22 protein-coding genes and 1 pseudogene are annotated in these 23,530 nt (G+C 71.6%); 5 read left to right on the top strand and 18 right to left on the bottom strand.

Annotated elements, in window-relative coordinates; genetic code table 11:
- The 14 genes from ACFZCY_RS19910 to ACFZCY_RS19845 all read right to left on the bottom strand — a co-directional run bounded on the left by ACFZCY_RS19910 (position 1) and on the right by ACFZCY_RS19845 (position 17,996).
- Positions 1–1,119: an SDR family oxidoreductase gene (locus tag ACFZCY_RS19910; RefSeq protein WP_391174539.1), complete on the bottom strand. Its 1,119-nt coding sequence runs from the start codon at positions 1,117–1,119 to the stop codon at positions 1–3.
- Entirely contained in the window at positions 1,116–2,363 is a 1,248-nt protein-coding gene (locus tag ACFZCY_RS19905; protein ID WP_391174536.1) for an acyl-CoA dehydrogenase family protein, read from the bottom strand. The genes ACFZCY_RS19910 and ACFZCY_RS19905 overlap by 4 nt, the downstream gene beginning before the upstream one ends.
- Positions 2,360–4,051 carry an AMP-binding protein gene (locus tag ACFZCY_RS19900; RefSeq protein ID WP_391174533.1) on the bottom strand — a complete coding sequence of 564 codons (1,692 nt, stop codon included), beginning with the start codon at positions 4,049–4,051 and terminating at the stop codon, positions 2,360–2,362. The genes ACFZCY_RS19905 and ACFZCY_RS19900 overlap by 4 nt, the downstream gene beginning before the upstream one ends.
- Before the next feature lie 13 nt (positions 4,052–4,064).
- Positions 4,065–5,663 carry an AMP-binding protein gene (locus ACFZCY_RS19895; protein WP_391174530.1) on the bottom strand — a complete coding sequence of 533 codons (1,599 nt, stop codon included), beginning with the start codon at positions 5,661–5,663 and terminating at the stop codon, positions 4,065–4,067.
- Positions 5,664–5,684: 21 nt separating this feature from the next.
- Positions 5,685–6,215, bottom strand: a complete 531-nt coding sequence (locus ACFZCY_RS19890; protein ID WP_391174528.1) for an SRPBCC family protein — start codon at positions 6,213–6,215, stop codon at positions 5,685–5,687.
- A 39-nt stretch (positions 6,216–6,254) separates the two neighbouring features.
- Entirely contained in the window at positions 6,255–6,896 is a 642-nt protein-coding gene (locus ACFZCY_RS19885) for an isochorismatase family protein (RefSeq protein WP_391174525.1), read from the bottom strand.
- 3 nt (positions 6,897–6,899) lie between these two features.
- The gene (locus ACFZCY_RS19880; protein WP_391174522.1) at positions 6,900–7,697 is read right to left on the bottom strand and encodes a 2,3-dihydro-2,3-dihydroxybenzoate dehydrogenase; all 798 of its coding nucleotides are present in this window, start codon (positions 7,695–7,697) and stop codon (positions 6,900–6,902) included.
- A gap of 39 nt (positions 7,698–7,736) precedes the next feature.
- Positions 7,737–8,945 carry a 3-deoxy-7-phosphoheptulonate synthase gene (locus ACFZCY_RS19875; protein WP_391174519.1) on the bottom strand — a complete coding sequence of 403 codons (1,209 nt, stop codon included), beginning with the start codon at positions 8,943–8,945 and terminating at the stop codon, positions 7,737–7,739.
- Entirely contained in the window at positions 8,927–10,918 is a 1,992-nt protein-coding gene (locus ACFZCY_RS19870) for a chorismate-binding protein (protein ID WP_391174516.1), read from the bottom strand. Before ACFZCY_RS19870 ends, ACFZCY_RS19875 begins: the two co-directional genes overlap by 19 nt.
- Before the next feature lie 103 nt (positions 10,919–11,021).
- A complete protein-coding gene (locus tag ACFZCY_RS19865) occupies positions 11,022–12,020 on the bottom strand; it encodes a ParB N-terminal domain-containing protein (protein WP_391174513.1) in 999 nt (332 codons plus the stop codon).
- Between the two features lie 457 nt (positions 12,021–12,477).
- Entirely contained in the window at positions 12,478–13,737 is a 1,260-nt protein-coding gene (locus tag ACFZCY_RS19860; protein ID WP_391174510.1) for a cytochrome P450, read from the bottom strand.
- 187 nt (positions 13,738–13,924) lie between these two features.
- Complete coding sequence (locus ACFZCY_RS19855; protein WP_391174507.1) at positions 13,925–15,295, bottom strand: amino acid permease; 1,371 nt, start codon at positions 15,293–15,295, stop codon at positions 13,925–13,927.
- Positions 15,296–15,331: 36 nt separating this feature from the next.
- Positions 15,332–17,491 carry an alkaline phosphatase family protein gene (locus tag ACFZCY_RS19850; RefSeq protein WP_391174505.1) on the bottom strand — a complete coding sequence of 720 codons (2,160 nt, stop codon included), beginning with the start codon at positions 17,489–17,491 and terminating at the stop codon, positions 15,332–15,334.
- Positions 17,492–17,645: 154 nt separating this feature from the next.
- Entirely contained in the window at positions 17,646–17,996 is a 351-nt protein-coding gene (locus tag ACFZCY_RS19845) for a MarR family transcriptional regulator (protein ID WP_391174500.1), read from the bottom strand.
- Between the two features lie 135 nt (positions 17,997–18,131).
- On the opposite strand from ACFZCY_RS19845, the gene ACFZCY_RS19840 reads away from it, so the two are divergent.
- From ACFZCY_RS19840 to ACFZCY_RS19830, 3 genes are read left to right on the top strand one after another with little or no spacing between them, the layout of a single operon-like run.
- Positions 18,132–19,013: an ANTAR domain-containing protein gene (locus ACFZCY_RS19840; RefSeq protein WP_391174497.1), complete on the top strand. Its 882-nt coding sequence runs from the start codon at positions 18,132–18,134 to the stop codon at positions 19,011–19,013.
- Positions 18,938–19,534 (top strand): hypothetical protein, encoded by a 597-nt coding sequence (locus ACFZCY_RS19835; RefSeq protein WP_391174494.1) that lies wholly within the window; start codon positions 18,938–18,940, stop codon positions 19,532–19,534. The genes ACFZCY_RS19840 and ACFZCY_RS19835 overlap by 76 nt, the downstream gene beginning before the upstream one ends.
- A gap of 12 nt (positions 19,535–19,546) precedes the next feature.
- The gene (locus ACFZCY_RS19830; protein ID WP_391174491.1) at positions 19,547–19,873 is read left to right on the top strand and encodes a hypothetical protein; all 327 of its coding nucleotides are present in this window, start codon (positions 19,547–19,549) and stop codon (positions 19,871–19,873) included.
- A gap of 8 nt (positions 19,874–19,881) precedes the next feature.
- On the opposite strand, the gene ACFZCY_RS19825 is transcribed toward ACFZCY_RS19830, so the two are convergent.
- A complete protein-coding gene (locus tag ACFZCY_RS19825) occupies positions 19,882–21,045 on the bottom strand; it encodes a methyltransferase domain-containing protein (RefSeq protein ID WP_391174488.1) in 1,164 nt (387 codons plus the stop codon).
- Complete coding sequence (locus ACFZCY_RS19820; protein ID WP_391174485.1) at positions 21,042–21,176, bottom strand: hypothetical protein; 135 nt, start codon at positions 21,174–21,176, stop codon at positions 21,042–21,044. Before ACFZCY_RS19820 ends, ACFZCY_RS19825 begins: the two co-directional genes overlap by 4 nt.
- Positions 21,177–21,352: 176 nt before the next feature.
- Between ACFZCY_RS19820 and ACFZCY_RS19815 the strand changes: the two genes are divergently transcribed.
- Positions 21,353–21,844 (top strand): cupin domain-containing protein, encoded by a 492-nt coding sequence (locus tag ACFZCY_RS19815; protein ID WP_391174482.1) that lies wholly within the window; start codon positions 21,353–21,355, stop codon positions 21,842–21,844.
- Between the two features lie 43 nt (positions 21,845–21,887).
- Here ACFZCY_RS19815 and ACFZCY_RS19810 read toward each other — a convergent pair whose 3' ends face one another.
- A complete protein-coding gene (locus ACFZCY_RS19810; RefSeq protein ID WP_391174479.1) occupies positions 21,888–22,166 on the bottom strand; it encodes a hypothetical protein in 279 nt (92 codons plus the stop codon).
- 264 nt (positions 22,167–22,430) lie between these two features.
- On the opposite strand from ACFZCY_RS19810, the pseudogene ACFZCY_RS19805 reads away from it, so the two are divergent.
- Positions 22,431–23,022 (top strand): annotated as a pseudogene (locus ACFZCY_RS19805) (recombinase family protein).
- A 62-nt stretch (positions 23,023–23,084) separates the two neighbouring features.
- Here the strand turns inward: ACFZCY_RS19805 and ACFZCY_RS19800 are convergent.
- Positions 23,085–23,530: tetratricopeptide repeat protein (locus tag ACFZCY_RS19800; protein ID WP_391174476.1), on the bottom strand; the 446-nt coding region annotated here is incomplete at its 5' end.

Genomic DNA, 23,530 nt, shown 5'->3' with positions numbered 1-23,530 from the left:
TCATGCCAGGAACCTCGACAATCCGCTGTCGGCGGGGGCCAGGGGACGCTTCGGCGCCGGGAGGTCGAACAGCAGCCGGGCGAGCAGTTCGGTGGAGGGCTCGGGCAGCGGCCCGTCCACCAGACCGGCCAGCCTGCCGCGTTCCATCACCCGGTCGAGCCCGATGTAGCGCAGGCCGATGAGGCTGTTGCGCCATGCCGGGGACAGCGGCAGGAAGCGTTCGGCGTTGGCGGAGAGCCACAGCACCTGTTCGGCGGAGGCCGGGACCAGCCGCAGCCACTTGCCGAAGTGCAGCGGCGCGAGGCCGCGCGCCACCTCCAGCAGGCCGCGGATCGACGGGGCCCGCTCCCCCGCGGACAGATGGGTGACGACGGGCTCGGGGCGCGGGCCGGAGCGGTGCAGCCCGGCCAGCGCGTCCAGCAGGGTGCCCGCCGCCAGGTCGCGCGGCAGGACGTCGACCCGGGCGCCGCGCATGGCGGGCAGGATCCGGCCGGGCAGCTCGTCCCACCGCTCGGCCAGCAGATACAGCGAGTTGCGCTTGCGGGTGGCGCCGGTCCGCGAGTCGCCGAGCAGGGCGGCGACCCGGCTGATGAGGACATCGGGCTCGCCGGGGCCGTGCCGCCGCGTCAGCTCCTGTTCGGCCAGCCATTTGCTGTGCTCGTACGCGGTGCGGTGGCGGTCGGGGGCGAGCGGGGTCTCGGCGATCCGGCCGAGGGTGCCGCCCGCGACGAAGATCGAGGACGCGTAGCCGTAGACCACCCGGCGGCCGGAGCGGCGCTGCAGCTCGCGGGCGACGTCGTAGCCGTTGCGGGCGCCCAGCACATTGACGGCGTACAGATCGCGGCCGCTGCCCGCCCAGTTGGTGTCCCCGGCGAGGTTGACGACGGCGTCGACGTCCTCGGCCAGTTCGTCCAGCTCCGCCTCCGACAGCCCCCACAGCGGTTCGCGCACATCGCCGCCGAGCCGGGCCGTGGCGAGCGAGGGGAACAGCCGCTCGAAGGGGACCTGGCCGGGGCGGGCGCGGCGCACCAGCGGCACGATCTCGACCCCGCGGCTCGGGGCGATCTCGGCGACCGCGGTGCCGAGTTGTCCGGTGATTCCGGTCAGCAGCAGCTTCATCCGAGATCGACACCCTCGTCGTAGGCGGCGATGTCGGGCACCAGTCCCCCGGCGACCAGCTCCCACATCATCTCGTCGGTGCCGCCGCCGAGCCTGGCCAGCCGGGAGTCACGCCACATGCGGGCGAGCGGCGTCTCGTCCTCCAGATAGCCGGGACCGCCGAACAGGTGCATGCACTCGCTCATCACCTCTTCGACGAACCGCGCCGCCGTGGTCTTGAGCGCCGCGATCTCGCGGGTGCCGCACGCGCCGGGCACGGGGACGCCCTGGGCGGCGGTGTAGACGGCGTAACGCAGGCCGATCAGCCGGGACGACAGCTCGGCCAGCCGCAGCCGCAGCGCCTGCTGTTCGATCAGCGGTTTGCCGAACTGCTTGCGGCGCTGGAGGTGCGCGGTGGCCAGCCCGATGGCGCGGGCCGCGCCGCCGACGGCCTGGGCGGCGATGGAGAGCCGTTCGTGGTTCAGCCCCCAGGTGGCGCCGAGGAGTCCGCCGCCGCGCCGCCCGACCAGGGCCTCGTCGGGCACCTCGGCGTCGATGACCATCCAGGTGGTGTCCAGCGCGGAGGTGCCCGCCTTGTCGAGCCGTTTGCGGGGGCTGAGTCCGGCGCGCGGTACGGCAAGCAGGCCGAGCCTGCCGTCGACGGGCCCGGCGCCCTCGTCCAGCCGGCACAGCAGCAGGGCGAAGTCGCAGACCAGGCCGAGCGACAGATACTTCTTCTCGCCCGTGACCCGCCAGCCGCCGGGCGTCTTGCGGGCGACCGTGCGCACCCCGTTGAGGTCGGAGCCGCCGGTCGGTTCGGAGGCGCCGAGGCAGCCCACCAGCCGCCCTTCCAGCGCCCCGGCCCGGTACTCGGCCAGCAGGGGTGAATCCCCGAAGCGGGTGAGGACGGACAGGACCGTCTCGCAGTGCAGGCTGAGCCCGACCGACAGGCTCGCCCGGCCGAGCCGGCCGCTCTCCTCGGCGATGATCACCCCGAGTCCGGGGTCGCCGTACGGGTCCGCGGCGGACGCGTCGCGCCAGCGCTCCTCGAACAGTCCGGCGAGGCCGAGTCCGGCCAGCGCGTCGCGCGGGAACAGCCCCTCGGCCTCGGCCTGTTCGGCGACCGGTTCGAAGGCCCGCCGCAGCAGCTCCGCGACGTAGCTGCGGGTGTCCTCCACCCGCTCGCCGAACGGCCCGGCCGTGAAGAGGCGGGAGGTCTGCCCCGCCGGTGCGGTCTGCTCCACGGTTGCGGCCACAACACTCACGAGTCGTTACGCTCCTTCAGTTCACCCGCCACGTAGGACAGCCACAGCGAACGGCGGCGGGGCTTGCGGCTGGAGGTCAGGGGGATGGTGCCGCGCTTGACGCAACGCACCTCGGCGCGGGCCGTGTCGCCGGTGAACGACGAGATGACGGACAGCGCGTCGTCCAGCCGGTCGCCCAGCGGGCGTTCGGTGACCACCAGCACCGTCGGTTCGCCCCCGGTGATCCCGGCGACGACGGTCGCGTACCGCCGGGAGATGGCCCCGGAGGCGACGAGTTCGAGTTCGATGTCCTCGACGAAGACGTTCTGGCCGTTGATCTTCACGCTGTCGCCGAGCCGGCCGATCACATACAGCTCGCCGTCCAGCAGGAAACCGGCGTCGCCGGTGTAGAGCTTGCCGTCGTGCAGCTTGGCCAGGTCCTCGGGGCGCGGGTCGGCGTAGCCGTCGGCGACCGAGGGGCCCTCGACGTAGATCTCGCCGAGCACCCCTTCGGGCTGCGGTGCGCCGTCCTCGTCCAGGATCTCCACGCGCGCGGTCTCCAGCGGCGGACCGCAGGAGACCTGCCACGTCCAGGGTTCGGCGACCGGCACGGTGGTCAGCTCGACGACCTCGCTCACGTCCAGCTTCTCCCCGAGCCGCCGCTCCAGGCCCCCGGCCCGCACCATCCGGGCGGCGTGGTGCTTGCTCACCCCGGTGACCGCGAGGGTGCCCTCGGCCAGCCCGTACGCGGGCATCAGCGCCCGTACGTCGAAGCCGTGCGGGCCGAGGAGCGCGGCGAAGCGGGCCAGCACCGCGGGGTCGATCCGCTCCGCGCCGCTGACCACGGCGGTCAGCGGGGAGAAATCCAGCCCTTCGAGGTCGTCGGGGCGGACGGCCGACAGCACCCGCTCGAAGCCGAAGTTGGGCATGCACATGTTGGAGTACGGGGTGCGTCCGTACTCGGCGATCCAGCCGCGGGTGTCCCGGATGAACTGTTCGGGCCGCATCAGCGCGTGCTCCACCTGGAGAGTCAGCGCGCCCAGCAGCCCGCCGACCAGCCCCATGTCGTGGTAGAGCGGCAGCCAGGTGACCGCGCCGTAGCCCACCGGGTTCATCCAGCCCTGGATCATGCGCAGGTTGGTGGCCAGGTTGGCCATCGAGATGCGCAGCCCGCGCGGTGAACCGCGGGACCCCGAGGTGAACTGGAGCACCGCCAGCTCGCCCCAGGCGCGCGGCGCCTCCTCCGGGCGGTCCGCGTAACTCGGCGCCAGCACCTCGGTGTTGCCGCCGAGCCGGGCCACGTTCTCGGCGACCACGTCGTGGTAGCGCGGGTCGGCGATGGCGTGGCGCGGATGGATGCGGGCGGTGATGGCCTTCAGCTGGTTCTGGTAGCCCTCGCCCCCGCGCAGGGCGAGCGGCAGGGGCAGCACGGACGGGGTGGCGCCGATGGCGAGCAGCCCGAAGAACTGCGTGACGAAGTCCTCCCCGCCCGGCAGCACCAGCGGCACCACGTCGCCGGGCCGCACGCCCGCGTCCGCGAGCGCGGCGCCCGCGCCCAGGGTCCGCTGCGCCAGCTCCCGGTAGGTGAGCCGCTGCCAGGAGCCGTCGTCCAGCCGGAACCGCATTCCGCGCTCGTCCGACGGATCGTCCAGCCAGCCGAACACGCGCTCGTGATCGGGTGTCTTCCGGTGCGCTGTTCGCTGCGACAAGGTGACCTTCCCCCTACTCTTCGGTCGGCCGGGCGTCCGGCCCGGGCTCGGTGGTCCGGTCCCGCAGCAGCCGCGCCAGCTCCAGCCGCCGCACCTTGGCGGTGGCGGTGCGCGGCAGTTCGTCCAGGCTCAGCTGCACCGGCGGGCGCATCGGGGCCAGTTGGGCGGCGGCCTTGCGCCACTGGACGAGGTCCAGCGGACCGCCGTCCCGGGTCACCACGACGGGGGTCGGCGCACCCTCGTCCCCGGGGACGACCACGACCTCCAGGAGGCTGTCGAGCCGCGACATCAGCAGGTCCTCGGCCTCCAGCGCGCTGCCGAAGCCGGGGATGACGTCGACCTCGCGGTCGGAGACGTGCAGACAGCCCCAGCGGGTGCGGTAGCCGACGTCGCCCATCCGCCACCAGCCGTCGTCCAGCTGCCGCTGGAAGCGGGCGTCCTCGCCGAAGTAGGTGAGCGCCCGGCCGTCGGAGCGGACCTCGATGAAACCGGGGTCGCCGGGGCCTGGAGCGCGGCCGTCGCGGTCGACCACCCGGACCGCCGTCATCCCGGGGAACGGGAAGCCGACGCAGCGCCCGTCGGCGGACATCGAGCGCCGCCGGGAGGTGGCCCGGCCGACGGTGGGCCCGACCTCGCTCTGGCCGTACAGCTGGAGGTGGAACGGGCGCCGGCGCCGGGAAGCGCCCAGGATCTTCTGCACGGTACGCGGGTGGATCGCGTCGAACGTGCTGCTCAGGGCCACCACGTTGGACAGCGGGCCGCGCGGGTCGTCCGCCAGCGGCTCCCACTCCACGAACGTGTTGGGGTGGGCCTCCAGCAGACCGGGCTTCGTCTCGGCGAAGATGTCGGCGATCCGCTCGGGCGTGGCGTCCTTGGTGATGACGATCGGGAAGCCGCGCCGGAGCGCGATGGCGAGCGCGGTCACCAGGCGCGAGTGGACGAACGACACCCGGACGGCGAGGGTTTCGCGGCCGCGTATCAGCAGCCGGGCGCCCAGTGCCTGCGGGCGGTAGCGGGCGCGCAGCGACCGGGCGGTGTGCACGACGAGCTTGGGGATGTCGGTCGTACCGGAGGTGTGGGTCAGCAGCGCCGGGCGCGTGGTCCTGGTGCGGGTGAACGGGCGCGGATGCGCCTCGGGGTCCCGCCGCAGCGGGGTGGTGCCCTCGGCCTCGCCGGTCACCAGGAGGACCCGCTCGCAGCGCTTGGTCACCTCCGGCGGCAGCTCGCCGAGGAGCTTCTTCTCGTCGGTGATCAGATGCGGCCAGTCGCAGCGGTTCAGCAGCTCCGCGACGACCTCGCCGCTGAGGCTGGGCGAGAGGGCCACGGGCACCGCGCCGACGCGGGCGACCGCGCAGGTGAGCAGGAAGATGTCGAAGCCGTCCTCCTTGTAGACGGCGACCTTGTCTCCCGGGCGCACCCGCAGATCACGCAGCGCGGACGCCATTTCGGCGACGAGATTCGCACAGGCGTAGACGGTGAGGTCGCTGCCCAGCTCCGGCGCGATGTCGAGTTCGTGGTCGAGGGTGATTTTCTGGTACGGGCTCTTCTTGGCTGCGCCGTCGAAGAAGGAGCCCAGGAACAGACCTCTGTTCCCGATGCGTTGCAGAATCACGGTGGGCGTCACCCCTCGCCGTCAGGAGGCGGTTTCGAGTGCGGCTTTGATACGGGCGAGCGACTTCCGCATATCGCCGTCGATCTTGTCCGACCAGTCGTCGAGGAACTTCTTCACCTCGGCGTCGCTCATGCCTTTCAGAATTCCCCGCATGCCTTCGGTCAGTTCGCCCATCCAGAAGGCGTGGGTCAGCGTGCTGCCGCCCGCCGTCGGCTCGACCGTGAACGACCATACGCTCTCCTGGGCGCGGCCGTCTTTGGCGCGCATGGCCCAGCTGAACACGCGGGGTGCGGTGGATTCCACGACCTCGCATTGCGTGGTCCAGTCCCCGCGCACGACCGGCGCCCAGGCGACCACATCCGGCTCTCGGTGGTTGCGCGCGGTGAACACCGAACCGACGGCTCCCGGTTCTCCTTCGGTCCACTCCCCGCCCAGGCACTCGGGGCTCCATTCACCGCCGCGGGTGAGGTCGCTGACATAGGCGAAGACGGTGGCGGGATCGGCACGGATTTCGGTGGTGGCGGCCACGCGAAACGTTTCCGTGGAACTCATGGGTCAGCACCCCTCTATCGGGCAGCTCTATCGGGCGGCTCATCGGGCGGCCAGGAAATCCAGCATCTGCTCGGTGGTGTGGATCGCCGCGCAGCAGCGCGCGGCGTAGTCCAGCGCGGACCGGTGGTGGTCGGCGGTGAAATCGGCGAGGGCGTCCGCCACCAGGAACGGCTGGATATCGGAGCTGAAGGCGTCGACCGCGGTCATCAGGCAGCCGACATGGGCGTAAACCCCGCACACGATCAATTGGTCGCGGCCGGACTTCTCGATCAGATCACGGAGATCGGAGCGGACGAAAGCGCTGTAGCGCCATTTCGTCAGAACGGTGTCCCCGTCGGCCGGGCGCAGCGGTTCGACGATTGCGGTGTCCCGCTCGTGCGCGGACATCCCGGGCCCCCAGAAGTCGTGCAGCAGGCCGCGCTCGCCGCGGTCCATGTCGCCGGGCTGGGCCGAGTACACCACCGGCATGCCGAGCGCGGCGGCCCGGGCACGCAGGGCGCGGGTGTTGGCCAGCAGCTCGCCGTACAGGGCACTTTCCGGGTCGTAGGGCGCCAGGAAGTACCGCTGCATGTCGTGCAGGAACAGGACGGCGCGCTCGGGGTCGGGCCTCCAGTCGACCTGGTTCTCCGGCAGATCGGCCGCGGTCGGCATCGGATAGGGCGCGATGGCGGGAATTCCCATGCCTCACACCCCCAGAATGGCGCCGCCGTCGACGCACAGGTCCTGCATGGTGATGTGCCGGGCCCGGTCGGAGGCGAGGAAGAGCACGGCGTCCGCGATGTCGCCGGGTTCGGCGATCCGGCGCAACGGGATTCCGGTCTTGTACGTGGCCATCGAACCGTCGAGGGTGGTCTGCCGGTCGGCATCCGTGGACCACAGCGAACGCAGCATGTCGGTGTCGGTCGAACCGGGCGACACCACATTGCAGCGGATTCCGTATTCCGCCAGTTCCAGTCCGAGGGACTTGGTGTAGAGGGACGCGGCGGCCTTCGAGGCGCCGTACGCCGCCATATGAACCCGCGGTATCCGGCCCGCGTTGGAGGCGACGGTCACGATGGCGCCCTCGCCGCGTTCCTTCATGCGCGAGGCGACGGCCCGGGAACAGTGGAAGACGCCGTCCAGATTGATCGAGAAGATGGCCCGCCAATCGATGTCCGACATTTCCAGGGCGGACCCGGCCCGCATCACTCCGGCCGCGTTCACCAAAAGGTCCACGGCGCCGAGTTCGGTTTCGATCCGGTCGACGATCTCATTGATGCGCTCGCTGTCGGTGACATCGGCGGGAAAGGCGACGGCGGTCAGTCCGTCCGCCGCCATCTTCTCCACCAGATCGGTCAGCCCGTCGGCGTCCTTGTCCACGGCGGCCACCAGAGTTCCCTGGCCCGCGAGCGCCCGTGCGACGGCGGTTCCGATTCCGCCGGCCGCACCGGTGACCAGTGCGACCCGGCAGGCGATGCCGGCGGTTTCCTTGTGCTCGGTCAAATCCTCACCTCCTGAGGGTATTTCCGAGTCTACGGATTCCTATGCGCGAATCCAGGTGCGCATCAATTCGGCGGCCTGGTCCGGATTGAGCCGCGGATCGCACAGCGTCGTATAGCGCTCGGCCAGTCGCTCGACGCCGTCGACCTTTCCGCCGAGACATTCGGTGACATCCGATGCGGCGACTTCGAGATGGAGTCCGCCGGGGTGCTCCCCCGCCTGTTCCAGGACCCGTCTGCAGCGGACCGCCTCGTCCACGATGGCGCTCAGATGGCGGGTCTTCACCCCGCCCGCCCGGACGGTGTTGCCGTGCATCGGGTCGGACAGCCAGACCGCCCGGTGGCCCCCGGCCCGTACGGCGGCCACCAGGGGCGGCAGCAGGTCGGTGACCCGCTCCGCGCCCATGCGCGCGATCAGGGTGAGTCTGCCGGGGGCCCGGTCGGGGTCCAGCAGGGCGCACACCTCGGCCAGTTCGGCGGGGTCGGCGGTGGGGCCGAGCTTGAGCGCGACCGGGTTGGCCACCTGGGACAGCAGCCGCACATGGGCCGAGCCGGGCGCTCTGGTGCGGTCGCCGAGCCAGGGCAGATGGGTGGAGCCGAGGATCCGCTGTCCGGCGTCGGCGCGGACCAGCGGGACCTCGTAGTCGATGACCAGCGCGTCGTGGCTGGCCCAGGGCCCGTCGCACAACGCATCGTCGGGGTGCCGGCGGTCCCGGTCGCGGGCCAGGACCCGTAATACCTCGGCGCTCGCCTCGTACGCCCGCACCATCCGCCGCGGATCGTGGGCCCGCGCCCGGGCGGACGGGGCTTCGCCGTTGACCATGTGGCCGCGGAAGGCGGGCAGCGGCACCCCGTCGACGTCCTCGAAGGGCCGGCTGCGCGGCTTGGCGAACTGGCCGCCGATCCGGCCGACCCGTAACACCGGCCCGCCGTCCGCGAGTTCGTCGGCGAGGGCGTGCAGTACGGCCGTCTTGGCGCGGACGTGATCGGCGCCGGTCTCCTCGAAGCTCTCCGCGCAGTCGCCGAGCTGCACCATCCGCGCGCCGCCACCGGCCACCACCGCCAGCGCCCGGCGCAGCCGGGTCAGCTCGGCGGCGGTCACCAGCGCGGGCGCGGCGGCCAGCGCGGCGCGGCTCGCCGCGTAGTCGGGGTGGGTCCGCCACTCCGGCTGCTGGGCGGCCACCGTCCCCTCGGGCCCGGTGAGTCCGGGCGCGGCCCGGGTGCCGTCGCCGATCACCGCTCGGCGTCGCATTCGACCAGCTCGGCGGGCCGCCGCCGCAGCGCCCAGCCGAGCAGGTCGGCGAGGAGGTCGGTGCCGTGTTCGGTGAGCACCGACTCCAGGTGGAACTGGGTGGCGGCGAAGCGCTCGCCGCGCACCGCGTGCACCTCGCCGGTGGCCGGGTCGCCGCACAGCTCGACGGTGCCGCGCGCGAGTGGGGAGTAGAGCCGGTCGGCGGGGTGGCGGGCGGAGTAGGAGTTGTAGAAGCCGACCGGTTCGGAGCGTCCGTAGAAGTCGATACGGCGCTGGGTGCCCTGGTTGGGCCGCTCCCGGGCGAAGAGTTCGAGCCCCAGCAGCGCGCACAGCACCTGGTGGCTGAGGCATTCGCCGACGAACGGGACACCTTGGGCGAAGAGCCGGCCGATCAGGTCGGCGATGCCGCGCACCTTGGGGTCGGTGGTGGCCCGGGGGTCGCCGGGGCCGGGGCCGAGCACGACGCAGTCGTAGCCGTCGATGTCGCCGGGGCGGACCGCGTCCCAGGAGCGGATGGTGGCGTCCAGGCCCAGCGAGCGGGTCTGGTGGCCGAGCATGCCGGTGAACATGTCCTCGGCGTCCACGATGAGCACCCGTCCGGCGTCCGGCCCGGCGGTCCGCGCGGGCGCGGCGTCCACGGCGTCCTCCTTGCCCAGCCAGAAGGCCGACAGCCCGGCGTTGCGCCGCTCCAGGGCGCTGATCACCTCGGGGTCGCGGGCGAGTGGCGCGCCGCCGCCCGCGGGCCGGACCGGCGCGGTGGGCCCCGCCCGCCGCTCCAGTCCGGTGGCGGCCAGCAGCGCGTCCACCTTGGCCCAGGTCTCGGCGACCTCGGCGGCGGGCCGGGAGTCCCGGACCAGGGTGGCGCCGACGTCGATGCGCAGGGCGCCCGCGCGGCTGATGTCGGCGGTGCGGATCAGGATCGCGGAGTCCAGGGTGGCCCGGCCGGTGGTGTCCCGGCCGAGGAGGGCCAGGGCGCCGCCGTAGTAGCCGCGGCCGCTCTCCTCGTGCCGGGCGATCACCCGGCAGGCGTTCTCCAGCGGGCTGCCGGTGATGGTGGGCGCGAACATCGTCTCGCGCAGCACCTCGCGCACGTCCCGCGACGTGGCGCCCTCCAGCAGGTATTCGGTGTGCGCGAGCTTGGCCATCTCGCGCAGATAGGGGCCGCGGGCCCGGGCGCCGCGGTCGCAGACCCGGGCGAGCATCTTCAGCTCCTCGTCCACGACCATGAAGAGTTCGTCGGTCTCCTTCTGGTCGCCCAGGAACTCCAGCACCCCGTCCAGATCCGCGCCGGAGGGCGGATAGCGGTAGGTGCCGCTGATCGGGTTCATCCGCGCGGTGCCCCCGTCGACCTGGACGTGCAGCTCCGGGGAGGCGCCGACGAAGGTGCGGTCGCCGGTGTGCACCACGAAGGTCCAGTAGGCGCCGGACTCCATGGTCAGCAGCCGCCGGAAGACGGTCATGGCGACCTCGGGCCGGTAGTCGGACAGGGTGGCCCGGAAGGAGCGCCTGATGACGAAGTTGGAGCCCTCACCGGCCCGGATCTCCTGGTCGAGGATCTTCTCCACGACCTTCTCGTAGTCCTCGTCCCCGATGTCGAACCCGCTGCCGCACAGGTCGACTTCGGCGTCGGGCAGCAGATCCAGCGCCTCCTTGACGGGGAGCGCGGCGCGGTGCCGGGTGGTGAGCGCCAGGATCGGTTCGCCGTCGTCGTTGCACGCGTAGCCGCGCTCGGTGACCTGGCGGAAGGGAATGACCGCCAGCACCTCGGCCGGTCCGCCTCCCCCGGGGCCGGGGGACGGCAGTTCGGCGAGCGCCCCCACCTCGGCCACCGTCCCGGTCAGCACCTCCACCTCGTGCCCGCCCGCGCCCGCTCTGCGCAGCAGGGCGAACGGGGGCGGATCGGGCGCCACCAGTGAGCGGAGGAGATCCCGGGCGTCCGTGTCGGGGAAGCCCCTGGGGTGATGGATCGTCATGCCTGCCTTCCCTAGGCGCCGAGAAGCTGACTCACGATGCGATGGGTATCGACCCGATGGGAGTGGGCCGACGAAGGAGAAGAAGGAGACGGGCCGGAAACCCTCAGCCGGATGCCTGCCGGCCGGAGCGCTGCTCCAGCTCCGTCGCGAAGTCCTGCCACGCCCGGCTGCATTCCCGTGCGGCCGTGGCGATCAGCTCCACGCGGTGCGGCGGCACGTTGTCGCTGATCCGGGTCCACTCTTGCGGGCCCACCGTGCAGGCGTCCAGCAGCCGCAGCAACGTGCGGCCGGACTCGGAGAGCCGCAGCGACGGGTCCTTGCGGAGATTGTGGATCAGCGCGCGGAGGTCCGGGGCGCGGTCGGAGCCGTCGATCCGGGCCACCGCCTTGGGGCGCAGCGGGGTCGCGGTGGCGGCCGCCCCGGGCTCGCGGCGTACGGGCCCCACGGGGGCCTCACCGCGCCGCAGCCGGTCGCGGACGTCCCGCACGGTGGCGGCGCAGACCCCGGCCTCCCGGGCGACCTCGCGCAGCGAGACGCCGGGGCGCTCGGCGAGTATCCGGCCGGCCTGGATACGGCCTTCGGCGGCGTCGACCGGGCGCTCCCGGCCGTCGCGCCCGAGCCGGGTGCTCGACTGGGGAATTTCCCCACTCGCACGGCGGCGGATCACGCCGACCGTCTTGTGGGAGAGCCCGGTGACCGAGGCAATGGCCCGATCGGACCATTCCGGGTGGGAGTTGATGATACGTTTGGCAGCGGCATTCCTGTCGGCCCGCGGCAAGGGAAGTCCGTGCGAGACGTTTGCCTTGACCGCCAGGACAAACGCTTCTTCGTCGTCACATTCGCAGAAAATCGCCTCGATTTTGGCCTGGCCGCGCAGTTCCGCGGCCCGTACCCGATGCATCCCGTCGATGACATGCATGGTCCTGCGATTGACCAGAATGGGCGGCAGTTCGGTGTCCGACTCGGCGAGGAGGCGCACATGTTCACTGTCCGCGCCCGACAGCCGGGGCGAATCAAAGTGCGTTAACTCGCTCAGGGACACCATTTCGGTGGACCGGTGCGTCATGATTTCGGCAGTGTCAGCCAGCAGCTGACCATTCATGTGCCTATCCCCCTGTGACAATCCGGTGCTTCATGGAAGACAGCGATGGACGAAGACATCAGGAGGCGTATGCCCATGGAGGGCTGGGCGCTGGCCGACAGGCCCAGCCGCATCGACGCGAAGGTGAAGTAATGACCAGCTCAAGGCCACCCCCGTGGACTTCCGCTTACCCCGTCCGTCTCATGGAACGCGAGCCTTCTGCCCCTACCCGGCGCGCCGACGCCCACACGTCGGCCGGTTCATCGGGAGTTCATCACGGCAGATGTCAATAAGGCTCGTCCCGGGTCCTGCCGGGATCGTTGACGAACCGCAGTATTCACAGTGCGAGTTAACATCAGTTCCAAGACGAAGCGACCGTAGCAGTCGCCGCGCGGCGTCGCAACCAAAACGTGACGGACCGTTTTATGGTCAACTCGCCCTATGCGAGGTATGCGAGGTGGGCAGCGGGGAAGAAGATCTAGTTCCGCAGCAGGACGGGAAGTTCTCGATGTCCATTGGAGATGAAGGACTCCAGTGGGCGGAGCTCGGCGGAGGGTACCGCGAGGGCCAGGTCGGGAAAGCGCGCGAAGAGGGCACTCAGCCCGATACGCCCCTCCAGCCGGGCCAGCTCCGCGCCCAGGCAGAAGTGCGGGCCGTAGCCGAACGACAGGTGCTCGCGGCGGGTCGCCCGGGTGAGGTCGAAGTGTCCGCTGCCCGCGCCATGGGTCCCCGGATCGCGTCCGGCGGCGGCGTAGTTGATGACGATGGGGTCGCCCTGACGGAAGGTCAGCCCGGTCGCCGCGTCGTGGACGTCCTCGATCGGGAACCGCATGACGATGGAGGCGATCGGCGCCTGGTGGCGCAGGGTCTCCTCCACCACGTCGTCCCATGACGCCTTCCCGGAGCGCAGCAGGGCGAGCTGACCGGGGTGGGTGAGGAGGTTGACGATGGCGTGGTCGAGCAGATTGACCGTGGTCTCGTGTCCCGCGCCGATCAGCAGCAGCACACTGTCCAGCAGCTCCTGCTCGCTGAGCCGGGAGTCGGTCTCGTCGTCGTGTGCGCCGATGAGCACGCTGGTCACATCGTCGCCGGGAACCTGCCGCTTGGTGGCCAGCAGCCCCGTCAACAGCCGGTACAACTCACGGGTGTTGGCCTCGGCCTCCGCCTCCGACTGGCCGGTCGCAAAGATCCCGGCGACCCCGGCGCGGAAGGCGTTGTGCAGCTCGTCGGGGACACCGAGGAGCGTGTTGACGACCATCAGCGGCAGCACCCAGGCGAACCGCGACCGCAGATCCACCACCGCGCCGGGGGCGGCGTCCTCGGTGGCGTCCAGCCCGTCGAGCAGGGACCGGGTGATCTCCTCGATCCTCGGGGCGAGGGCCCGGACCCGGCCGGGCGTGAACGCGGTGCCGATCAGCCGGCGGAGCCGGACGTGTTCCGGGCCGTACGCGGTGAGCGCGTTACGGACGTCCACCCACAGGCGCAGCGGCCACTTGGGCGGAATGCGCTCGTCGATGTAGGCGTCGGACCAGTGCCGGTGGGCGTCCTTGGAGATCCGGCTGTCCGTGAGCAGCCGCTTCACCAGAGCCGGGTCGGTCACCGCCCAGGCCACCACCCCGCCGGGCAGCTCCACCGGGGTCGCCGGGCCCCGGTCCCGCAACCGGTCCGCCTCGGCGTGGATGTCGCGGGCGGTGGGGTCGAGGCGGTAGGGGCACCCGGAGGTCAACTCGGCACTCATGAGGAGAAATTCTCGCTCAATTGCGCCGCACGGGAAAAGAGGAAAGGCGGAGGAAAAAGCAGAACATCCGCCCCCTCTCCCTCATCCGTCGCATAGGAAACCGACCGTCATCGCATATCCCGGCGGAATAGCGAGGGGGCAAGAAACTGCACCTGCGGCGCTTACGAAAATATATTCGCATTCGCCGTCACGGAGTACCCGCCTCCGCCACCGCGCCGTCCTCGGCCACCGCACCGCCCGCCTCCTGGCTCCGGCGGCGGGCCGCGATCACCACGTACACCAGCACCCCGGCGAACAGGAACAGCACGCCCTGGTACACCGCCGCGTATCCGGCCCCCGAGACCAGCCAGAAGGAGAAGCCGAAGCCCGCCAGCGCCAGCACCAGGTCCCAGACGAAGCGCCCGGTCCGTACCCTCTCGCGGCGCCCCGCCAGCAGGAAGTACAGCTGCGCCCCGGCCGCCAGCAGATACGGGACCGTCGCCGAGAAGGTGGTGATCAGCACGAGGGTCGCGAAGACCCCGTTCGACCCCGAGGTGTAGTTGACCACGGTGAGGACCGACGCCAGGATCACCCCGACGAACACCCCGACCGTCGGCACCCCGCGCCGCTTGACCGTGAACACGGCCGGGAAGAGCCCGTCCCGGGCGGCCGCGTACGGCGCCTGGGCGCTCATCAGGATCCAGCCGTTGAGCGCGCCGACGATGGACACCACGGCAGCGAGCGCGATCAGCGTGCCGCCCCACGTACCGCCGAACATCGCGTCGACCGCGTCCGAGAAGGGCGCGGTGGAGTTCACCAGGTCCTTGTGGGCGACGGTGCCGAACACCGACACCGTGCCGAGCAGATAGACCACGGCCGCGCCGACCGTGCCGAGCACGCTCGCCCGCCCCACGTTCCGCTCCGGGTTCTCCATCTCGCCCGCGCTCATCGACGCCGACTCCACGCCGAGGTAGCTGTAGAGCAGGATCGCGGCCGCCGCCGACATCCCGCCGACCACGCTGCCGCCGCTCGCGTTGAAGGGGCCGATGTTGTGCGGGTCGAAGTAGAAGAGCCCGACGACCGCCACGAAGAGCAGGGGGACGAACTTCAGCACGGTCGAGACGAACTGGACGGCACCGACCCAGCGCGTCCCCGCGAGGTTCGCCAGCGCGGGCAGCCACAGCGCGAGCAGCGCGATGGCCAGGTCCATGCCCTTGGACGCGTGGCCGGGCGCCAGCACATGCACATAGCCGACCGCCGCCACCGCGAGCGCCGCGTTGCTGACCCAGGTCATCGTCCAGTACGACCACGCCGACAGGAAGCCCGCGAAGTCGCCGAAGGCGGCGCGGGCGTGGACGTACGGCCCACCCGTGCTCGGGTCGCGCCGCGCGAGCCGCCCGAAGACGAGCGCGAGCGCGATGGCGCCGACCGTCAGGACGACGAAGGCCAGCAGGCTGAGCGTGCCGTACGGGGCGACGGAGGCGGGGAGCAGGAAGATGCCGCCGCCGATGATGTTCCCCATGACGAGGGTGGTCGCCGTGGGCAGGCCGAAGCGGCGCGTGTGGTGCTGGTCGAGCATGTGAATATCGTCATGGACGATGTACGGTGCACCAAATCACCGGGCATTGTCCGGCAGAACAGGGCGGGGGACCGGAAAAGGTACGGCGGCGGGGTCCGGAACCCGGGATTCCTGCGCGAGACCCTGCGACCCGTCAGACGAGACCAGCTCCTCCGGAACCTCCGGTCCGTCCGCCTCCCGCAGCCAGCGCCGCAGCACCGTGTGCACCCGCTCCGCGCCCACCAGCTCCTCCCCCGCCGCGACGGGCGCGGAGAGCTGGACCGGCCACAGCAGAAAGGGATGGCCCTGCTCGCCGCCGAGGCCGCCGTGCGAGCCGATCTGCTCCTCGAACGCGTACACCTCGCCGGTCGCCGCGTCGTAGGCCGAGTTGACCATGATGTCGGGGGTGTTCCGGAAGTGCGCGGTCCGCCGTACGGCGTCGGCGGCGCCCGGCCCGAAAACCGCGAGCGGGCTCTCCTTGATCACCCGGCCGGTGTCGAGATGGTGCTCGGCACCGTCGGCCCCCAGCACCACCGCGCCCTCCGTTTCGGAGCGCACGAGCAGAAAGCCGACCCCGGCGTGGTTGGCGAGGGTGTGCAGCAGCGCCGGATGGCGCCGCTCGATGGCCTCGCGGCTCATCCGGCCGGGGACGTCCGGGAACGAGATCAGCCCCAGGTTCCCCGAGGCCAGCACCACCGGCCGGGACTGCCCCTCCGCTCCCTCCGGTTCGTCCTTCTCGGGCCGGTGCAGCGCCGCCCGTGCCGCCACGCGCGCCTCCGCCCCGCTCGCCGTACGCCCGGCCGCCTTCGGCACCGGCAGCCCGCACCCGGCGCGCACCAGGTCCTTCAGCGTCAGCCCGTACGCCCCCGCGAACGTCGGCCCCGGGCTCTGGCCGTGGTCGGACAGCAGCACGATCCGGTAGTCCCGCGGCGCCCGCTCCGCGACCTTGGCGATCAGCGCGATCGACCGGTCCAGACGGGCCAGCACCTGCTGGGCGTCGCGGCTGCGCGGCCCGGAGTGGTGCGCCACCTCGTCGTACGCCACCAGGTCGGCGTAGATCACGGTACGGCCCGACAGGATGTCCCCGATGACCGCCGCCACCACCACGTCCCGCTCCACCACCGTGGCGAACGCCCGGATGAGGGGGTAGAGCCCACCGCGCCCCACCCGGGGTGCCTCCCGGCGCAGCTTGGCGCGGGTGGACTGGCAGACCTCCCGGCACACCTCGGCCACGAACGAGGCGGCGGTCCGGGTGGCGTTGGCCGGGTCGGAGAAGTACGTGAAGTAGCCGCTGCGGGAGCGGTTGTGCTTGCTGCGCCGCGCCGCGACCGACAGCACCAGCGCCAGTTCGTCGGCGCCCCCGGTGAACAGGTTGCCCCGGCTCGCCCCGTCCACCGTCAGCAGCCCCTCGTGCCCGGCGCGGGCGGCGGCCCGGCGCTGCAACACGGCCGCGCTCGACGGCCGGTTGCTCACCATCACCTCGCCGCTCTTCTTCTCGTACCAGCGGAAGGCGGGCACGTCCTCGTTCGAACCGTGCAGGATGCCGAGCTGGCTGGCGCCGGTCTGGCTGGACCAGTCGGTGCGCCACGGCGTGACGGTGTGGGTGCCGCCCACCCACGTCGACACGGTCTCCATCACGGGCGGCTTGTTGTCCCGTGGCCGCAGCGCGTCCCGCAGCACGGCATGCCCCACCCCGTCGAGCTGGAGGAACACCGTCCCCGGCGGCCGCGCCCGGCCCCCGTCCTCCCCGCTGCGCCGCTGTCTTCGGTCCGCGAGCCGCGCCAGCCTGTACCGGTACGCCCCGTCGTCCCGTACGGTCAGGAACGTGCTGGTCGCCGAGGACGCGGCCGACATCGCCGCCGCCACCACGACCGCCGTCTCCGGCTCCACCGTGCCCCGCCCGTCCGGGATCAGACCGATCGCGAGCAGCAGCAGCGAGCCGTTCAGCACGAACACCAGAAGTCCCAGCACCAACGCGGGCATCAGCAGCAACCCCCGCACCAGCAGCGGCCACACCAGCGCGCTCAGCACACCGAACGCGCCCGCGCCGCTGGCTGCGGTGACCGCGACCCTCGTCGCGCTGTCGCCGTCAGCGGCCTGCAAGCGGAAATCGGGCAGGATGCCCGCGAGCGCCAGCATGGTGAGCGTCGACACCGCCCACACGGCCGCCACCCGGAGCAGGGCTCCCCCCACGGTCTTCCATCGGGGCTTCTGCACGCCGTGGCCTCACTTCGGATTCCGGCCCGCGCTGGGCGCGCGGGCCGGTTCCCAGCGTTACACAGCGTGGGTGCGCCCCGGCGGGCAAGAGGTTACGGGGAGCGAACCGTTCCGCTTACGACATGGTGACGGCCGCGGCCGAACCTGGCCTCGGTCAGGCGGAGGTGTGAGACCGGGCGTGGCTGTCGGGGAGCGTCGCGCGTTCGGCCTCGTCCTGGACGAGCCAGGAGAGCAGCGATGCCACCGTCAGTCCGGCTTCGGCCGGGTGGCGCAGTACCTTGCCCGGGTCGATCTGGTAGGTGTTGGTGCGTCCCTCCCGGGTGTGGGAGAGGTAACCGTCCCGCTCCAGATCAGAAATGATCTTTTGAACAGCGCGTTCGGTGAGTCTGCAGTGCACCGCGATTTCACGGATGCGGGCGTTGTGGTTGTCCGCGATGGCCGCCAGCACCCGTGCATGGTTGGTCAGAAACGTCCATCCGGTGTGCGGCTCGGGCACTTCATCCATGGCCCAACTCTAGCGACTGGCCACGCACGCACCCAAAAACACGTAACTCATTTCATGTATCGGTTGACGTGTGTGGGGCAGGTAAGTGAATCTGAGAACCGAGGTTGGTGATCGGACAAGGGGAGGGCCACCGCCATGCCGGAACCAGCACAGCCCGTCGCCGAGAAGGGCGTCGGGCACGCGGAGAGTGACGGCGAGCCGACGGCCCTCATGCCCTGCCCGGCGGCAAGCGACATCGCACCGGACGGCGACCGGGTGCGCGTGAGCCTGCGGGGGGAACTCGACCTCAGCGGGCAGCTGCTCCGGGGCGACCTGCACGAAGCCCTGCGCCGGTCGGCAAGCGGCATCGATCTGGACCTGACCGCGGTGACATTCTGCGACTGCTCCGGCCTCAACATCCTGCTCAACCTGCGCCTGCGGGCCCTCGGCCAGGGCAAGACCGTCGTCGTCCGGGGCAGCAGCCCGGCCTTCGATCGGCTGCTGGACGTGACCGGCACCACGGATCTGTTCGTTCACCCGGGCCCGGACGACGAGGGCACGGCGCCCATCGCCCGCCACGACGCGAACCCACGAGAGGAAACCGGTCAGGAATTACGCACCGAAGTACGGCAACTGCGCCGGGCCATGCGGACCCGGCCGACCATCGACCTGGCCCGCGGCATGCTGATGGCCTGGTTCGGCCTGAGCGCCGAAGCGGCCTGGAACGTGCTGGGCAAGACCTCCCAGAACACCAACACCAAGGTGCACCGCTTGGCCCGGGACCTGATCAGCACGATCGAGGGAAGCAGGCTGCCCGAAGCGGTCCAGAAGCAACTGGCGATCGCGGTCGCCGAAGCGGACCCGCGCGCCCGCCCCGCCGACACGGTCGGGGACAGCGCTCCCGGCCACGGTTTCTCCCGCATGGCGCCCCCGTTCGGCTACCGAGCCGTAGAGTCATGCCCATGCAGACCTCATTACCGGGGCGGCGCAGACGCGTCGCCGCGACCGCCCTCCTCCTCGGCGCCGCCCTCTCCCTGACCGCCTGCGGTGAGCAGCGCGTCACGGCGGCCGACGCCCCGAGCGCTCCCCCGAGTTCCGGCCCCGGCTCCCCCGCTGCTTCCCCCTATGTGGAACCCGGAGCCCACGACGGCGCCCCGCACTACCGCGAGAACAACGCGTACCGCCTCCCCGGCGAGATGTCCCCCGCCGACGCCAAGGACGCGCGGAAGGAAGCCGCCCGCATCGAGCCCGTACTGAAGCGGCTGTGGGGCGAGAAGAAGTGGGACCCCAAGAGCGTGCGCGCGGCGATGCTCAAGCTCGGCTACGAGGAGGAGCGGACCGGGCCGAAGGGAGAGCGGATCGGCGGGACGCTCACCGTACAGGGGATGGAACCGCGCTTCGAGACCGACCACTACATCACGCCCGAGGGCGCCCGGGTCGGCCTGCGCGTCCACGCCGACGCATGCGTCACGGCGTTCGTACAGAAGACCAATTACCAGGTCAGTACGAACGGGCCCTACATGGAGACCGGCTGCTTCGAGCCGCCCTCCGGCCACTGAGACGGCCGGATCGTGAACACACGCCGATGGGCCGTCGCCGTGTGGGCGGGGCTGTGCCTGGCGGGCGTCGCCGCCACCTCCGCCCTCGATGCCGAGTCGTACCCGGGCCGGCCGGAGTCCCCCTACGAAGAACCGACGCCGACGGACACGCCTGCCGTCGACTGCCGGGAGATCGCCGACGAGATCGAGCAGGACCGCGCCGAGGCCCGACGCGAGCGGCACGAAGCGCTCAGTCCATCCGCCACCCCTGAGTACGGGTACGGGCCCCGTCAGACCGTCAGGACGGTGGCCGTGCCGGAGGAATGCCTGGACGAACTCGAAGCCCGCGGCCCTTTGTGACGCACCGCTTACGACACGATGGCCGCCGGCTCGTCCAGCCACACCCGATGCCCCTCGGGCGTCACGGTGAGCCCGAACCGACCGTGGCCCGGCGCGCCCTGCCCCGTCCACCACCGATACGCGCCCTCCACCTCGTCCCACAGCCGGCGCTCCCCCGCCTGCCAGACGCGCGCCGTGTCCGCGCCGTCGCGGAACACCACGCACGCCCAGGAGCGGTCGCCCAGCCCGTAGAACCACACCGGCCGCGCCCCGTCCTCCTTGCCCGCCACGACCTGGACGCACTGGGGTACGCGAAGCCCCAGCACGAAGGGGAGGGCGCTGTACTGCCCGGTGACGAACTCCGCCTCGGTCACATCGGTGGTGGAGGCGTCGGCGCCATCGGTCGGGGCGTACGCGCCGTGGTCGGGAAGCGTCAGCCGCTGGGCGCGCGCCTTCATGAACTCCACGGGCCGGGTGAAGCGGCCGGTCGCCGTCCCCTGGTGCACCGTGAGCCGGGCGACGGCGTCGGCGTGGGTGAAGTGCGTGCCCCAGGGCGCGACGATGAGCCCGCCCGGGCGGGTCTGCTCGAGCCACGCCCCGGGGATTTCCCGGACCCCGACGGTGGCCAGGACGCGGTCGTACGGTGCCTGGTCCGCGTACCCCTGGGCCCCGTCCCCCACGACGACGGTCGCGTCCCACCCGGCGGCGCGGAGCCGTGCGCCCGCCTGCCGCGATACGGCGGGGTCCACTTCGACGGTGGCGACCCCGCCGCCGTTGCCGCTGCCGCAGCGGTGCGCCAGGGCCGCGGCCGTCTCACCCGTACCGGTGCCGATGTCCAGCACCGTCATGCCGTCGTCCACGGCGAGGTCCTGGAGCAACGCGTAGACGACGGACGGCATGGAGGAACTGCTCGTGGATACCCGTCCGGGTTCGGTGCCGGTGTGCGCCCCGTCGTCCCACTGCGTGACGATCGGAGCGTCGCGGTCGGCGGCGGCGTACCAGGCGTCGGGGTCCTCGGCCCGGCGGACGGCGGTGGCCGTGTGGGTGCGGGTGTCGAACGGCCACATGAGGTCGGGCAGGAACGCGGCCCGGTCCACGGCGTCGAAGGTGGGCGCCCAGTCCGCCGCCATGGCCCGACCCTCCAGCAGGGCCCGCCCCAACGCCCGCCGCGCCGGGCGCGATTCCCCTGTCATGCGCTCTTCGGCGGATTCGGCACGCCGGGCCCGCCGTCGGGCGTCGGCGGCTGATGGGGTCCGGGATACGGCTGGCCGGGCAGCTTGTCGCCGTTTCCGCCCGGGTCATGGGCGGAGCTGTTCTGCGACATCGGCGCTCTCTCCTTCGTCAAGTCGCGTTCCTGGGCAGCAGCATAGGAATCACCGCTGGAGACCGGCACGAGCCACGAATAACGGGCGCATGGCCGATCAACGGACGATTGACCCACGATTTCGGTAGCCAATTGCCCCGGGAGAGAGGTCACCTCACGTCCATAGAGTCCTCATCATGACGAAGAGAACCCCAGCGACGCTGACCCGCCACGCGGACGCCGAGACGTGCGCCGACCCCAGCAGTGTGATGACCCTGCTGGGCGAAACGGATGGCGCGGGCGGCGGCTTCACGAGCTACCGATCCACCTTCGCCCAGGGGGCCGTGGGGGCACCCGCCCACTTCCACACCAAGGCGACCGAGCTGTTCTTCGTGATCAGCGGGGCGCTCCAGGTGCTGATCGGCGAGGAGGTCACCGTCCTGAGCGAGGGCGACTTCCTGGCGGTGCCTCCCCACACCCCGCACGCCTTCGCCGCGGCGCCCGACGCCGAGGCGGACGTGCTGTTCATCTTCACCCCCGGCATGGGCAGGTTCGACTATCTGCGCCTGCTCGGCCGGGTGATGCGCGGCGAGGCGGATCCGAAGGAGATCGCCGAGTCCGCCGAGCGCTTCGACAACCACTACGTCGACAGCCCGGTATGGCGTGCGGCCCTGGAACGCTCGGCCTGATCGACGCGGCCTGGCCGTCCCCCGGAGTGGCAGGCAGCGGTGCTCAACGTGTGGTGTCGGCCGTTGCCCCGCCCCGCGCCTCGCGGAACCGCTTCACCACGTGGCTCGCACCCGCCGCCAGGACCGCCACTTCCATCGCCGTGTAGAAGGAGTCCGGGGTCTGCCAGTCGCCGTTGGCGTCGGACAGGAAGGCCGGGTTGAAGAACTCCCGCCGATACAGGGCCCACGCCAGCGGCAGCGTGAAGGCGGCCTCGGCGGCGACGCTCCAGACCGCCAGCGAACGCGTCCACACCCGCGCCGCCCGGATCGCGTCGAGCGTCACGAGGCCGGCGAGTCCGGCCAGGATCGGCCAGGATCGGCCAGATCCAGCTCGACCACAAGCCCGGGTCGAGCACGTCGAGGTGTATGCCGTCGTCGGTACGGTACGGCCGCGCGGTGTGCTGCCAGACGATCAGGGCGATCAGCAGCGCGTGCCACGCCATCCTGGCGTAGGCCGCCGCGCCGCGTTCCTTCGGCGCGTGGCGCTCGGGCAGGTCGTCGGGCGTCCAGACTCCGCCGACCGCCCCGGGTGCGAACCGAGATCAAGATCGGGTACGCGCATGTGTCGACCGGCGGGCAGAAGCTCGAACGGCAGATCGACGCTCTCACCGCCGCCGGGTGCCGGAAGATCTTCTCCGACAAGAAGTCCGGCAAGACCGACCTGCGCCCGGAGCTGAAGGCGTGCCACGCCTTCCTCGACGCCGGCGACACCCTCGTGGTCCCCTCGCTCGACCGCTACGGCCGCAGCCTCCAGGACCTCATCAACATGGTCGCTGAACTCCGCGAGCGCGGCATCGGCTTCACCTCGCTGCACGAGAATCTCGACACCACCCCCCGGCGGTCGACTCGTCTTCCACGTCTTCGCCGCGCTCGCCGAGTTCATCCGCGAACTCATCGTCCAGGGCACCCGCGAGGGCCTGGCCGCCCGCGCCCGCGGCCGGGTCGGCGGACGCCCCACCGTCGCCACCGAGGAAGTCATCCGCGCCGCGCCCGACCTCCTGCCTGATACCGGCCGCTCCATCACCTCGATCGCCAAGCTGCTCGGCGTCTCCCCGGGCACCCTCTACAACCACATTCCCGACCTGCGCGAACTGCGCGCCGGAGCCGTCCCCCATCAGCTCGACGCAACGGGGCGGTGACGGCACCCTCCCGTTTTCCACCGACGGCAGGCGCTTCCTGTTCTGTCCGCCTAGTGAGTGGATCATTGCCATCGGGGCGTCGGCGTACCGTCCGGGTCCAGGCCGTACGGCCACAGCCTTCGGAAAACCCACTGCCTCTCGCCCACGCGGCCGCCGGTGTCACCGTGGTTGGCGGCCTGCCGGGCCACAGTTTCGGCGCCCTCCCGGTCCCCGGCCTCCTCCCGCCGCACAGCCAGGCGGACCAAGGTGTCGTTGCTGCCGTGGTTGGCGGCCTGCCGGGCCACGGTTTCGGCGCCCTCTCGGTCCCCGGACTCCTCTCGCCGCACAGCCAGGCGATACGGGGCCTCGGTGTCAGCCTGGTGGGCCAGGGTTTCGGCGCCCTTCCGGTCCCCGGCCTCCTCCCGGATCTCGGCCAGGCGGTACAGGGCGCGGGTGTTGCCGTGGTCGGCGGCCTGCCGGTAGAGGGTTTCGGCGCCCTCCCGGTCCCCGGCCTCCTCCCGGATCTCGG

The sequence above is a fragment of the Streptomyces sp. NPDC007983 genome (assembly GCF_042958345.1).
GTDB lineage: Bacteria > Actinomycetota > Actinomycetes > Streptomycetales > Streptomycetaceae > Streptomyces.
Note: the sequence above shows the minus strand (reverse complement) of the source record. Positions and strands in the feature narration are given on the sequence as shown.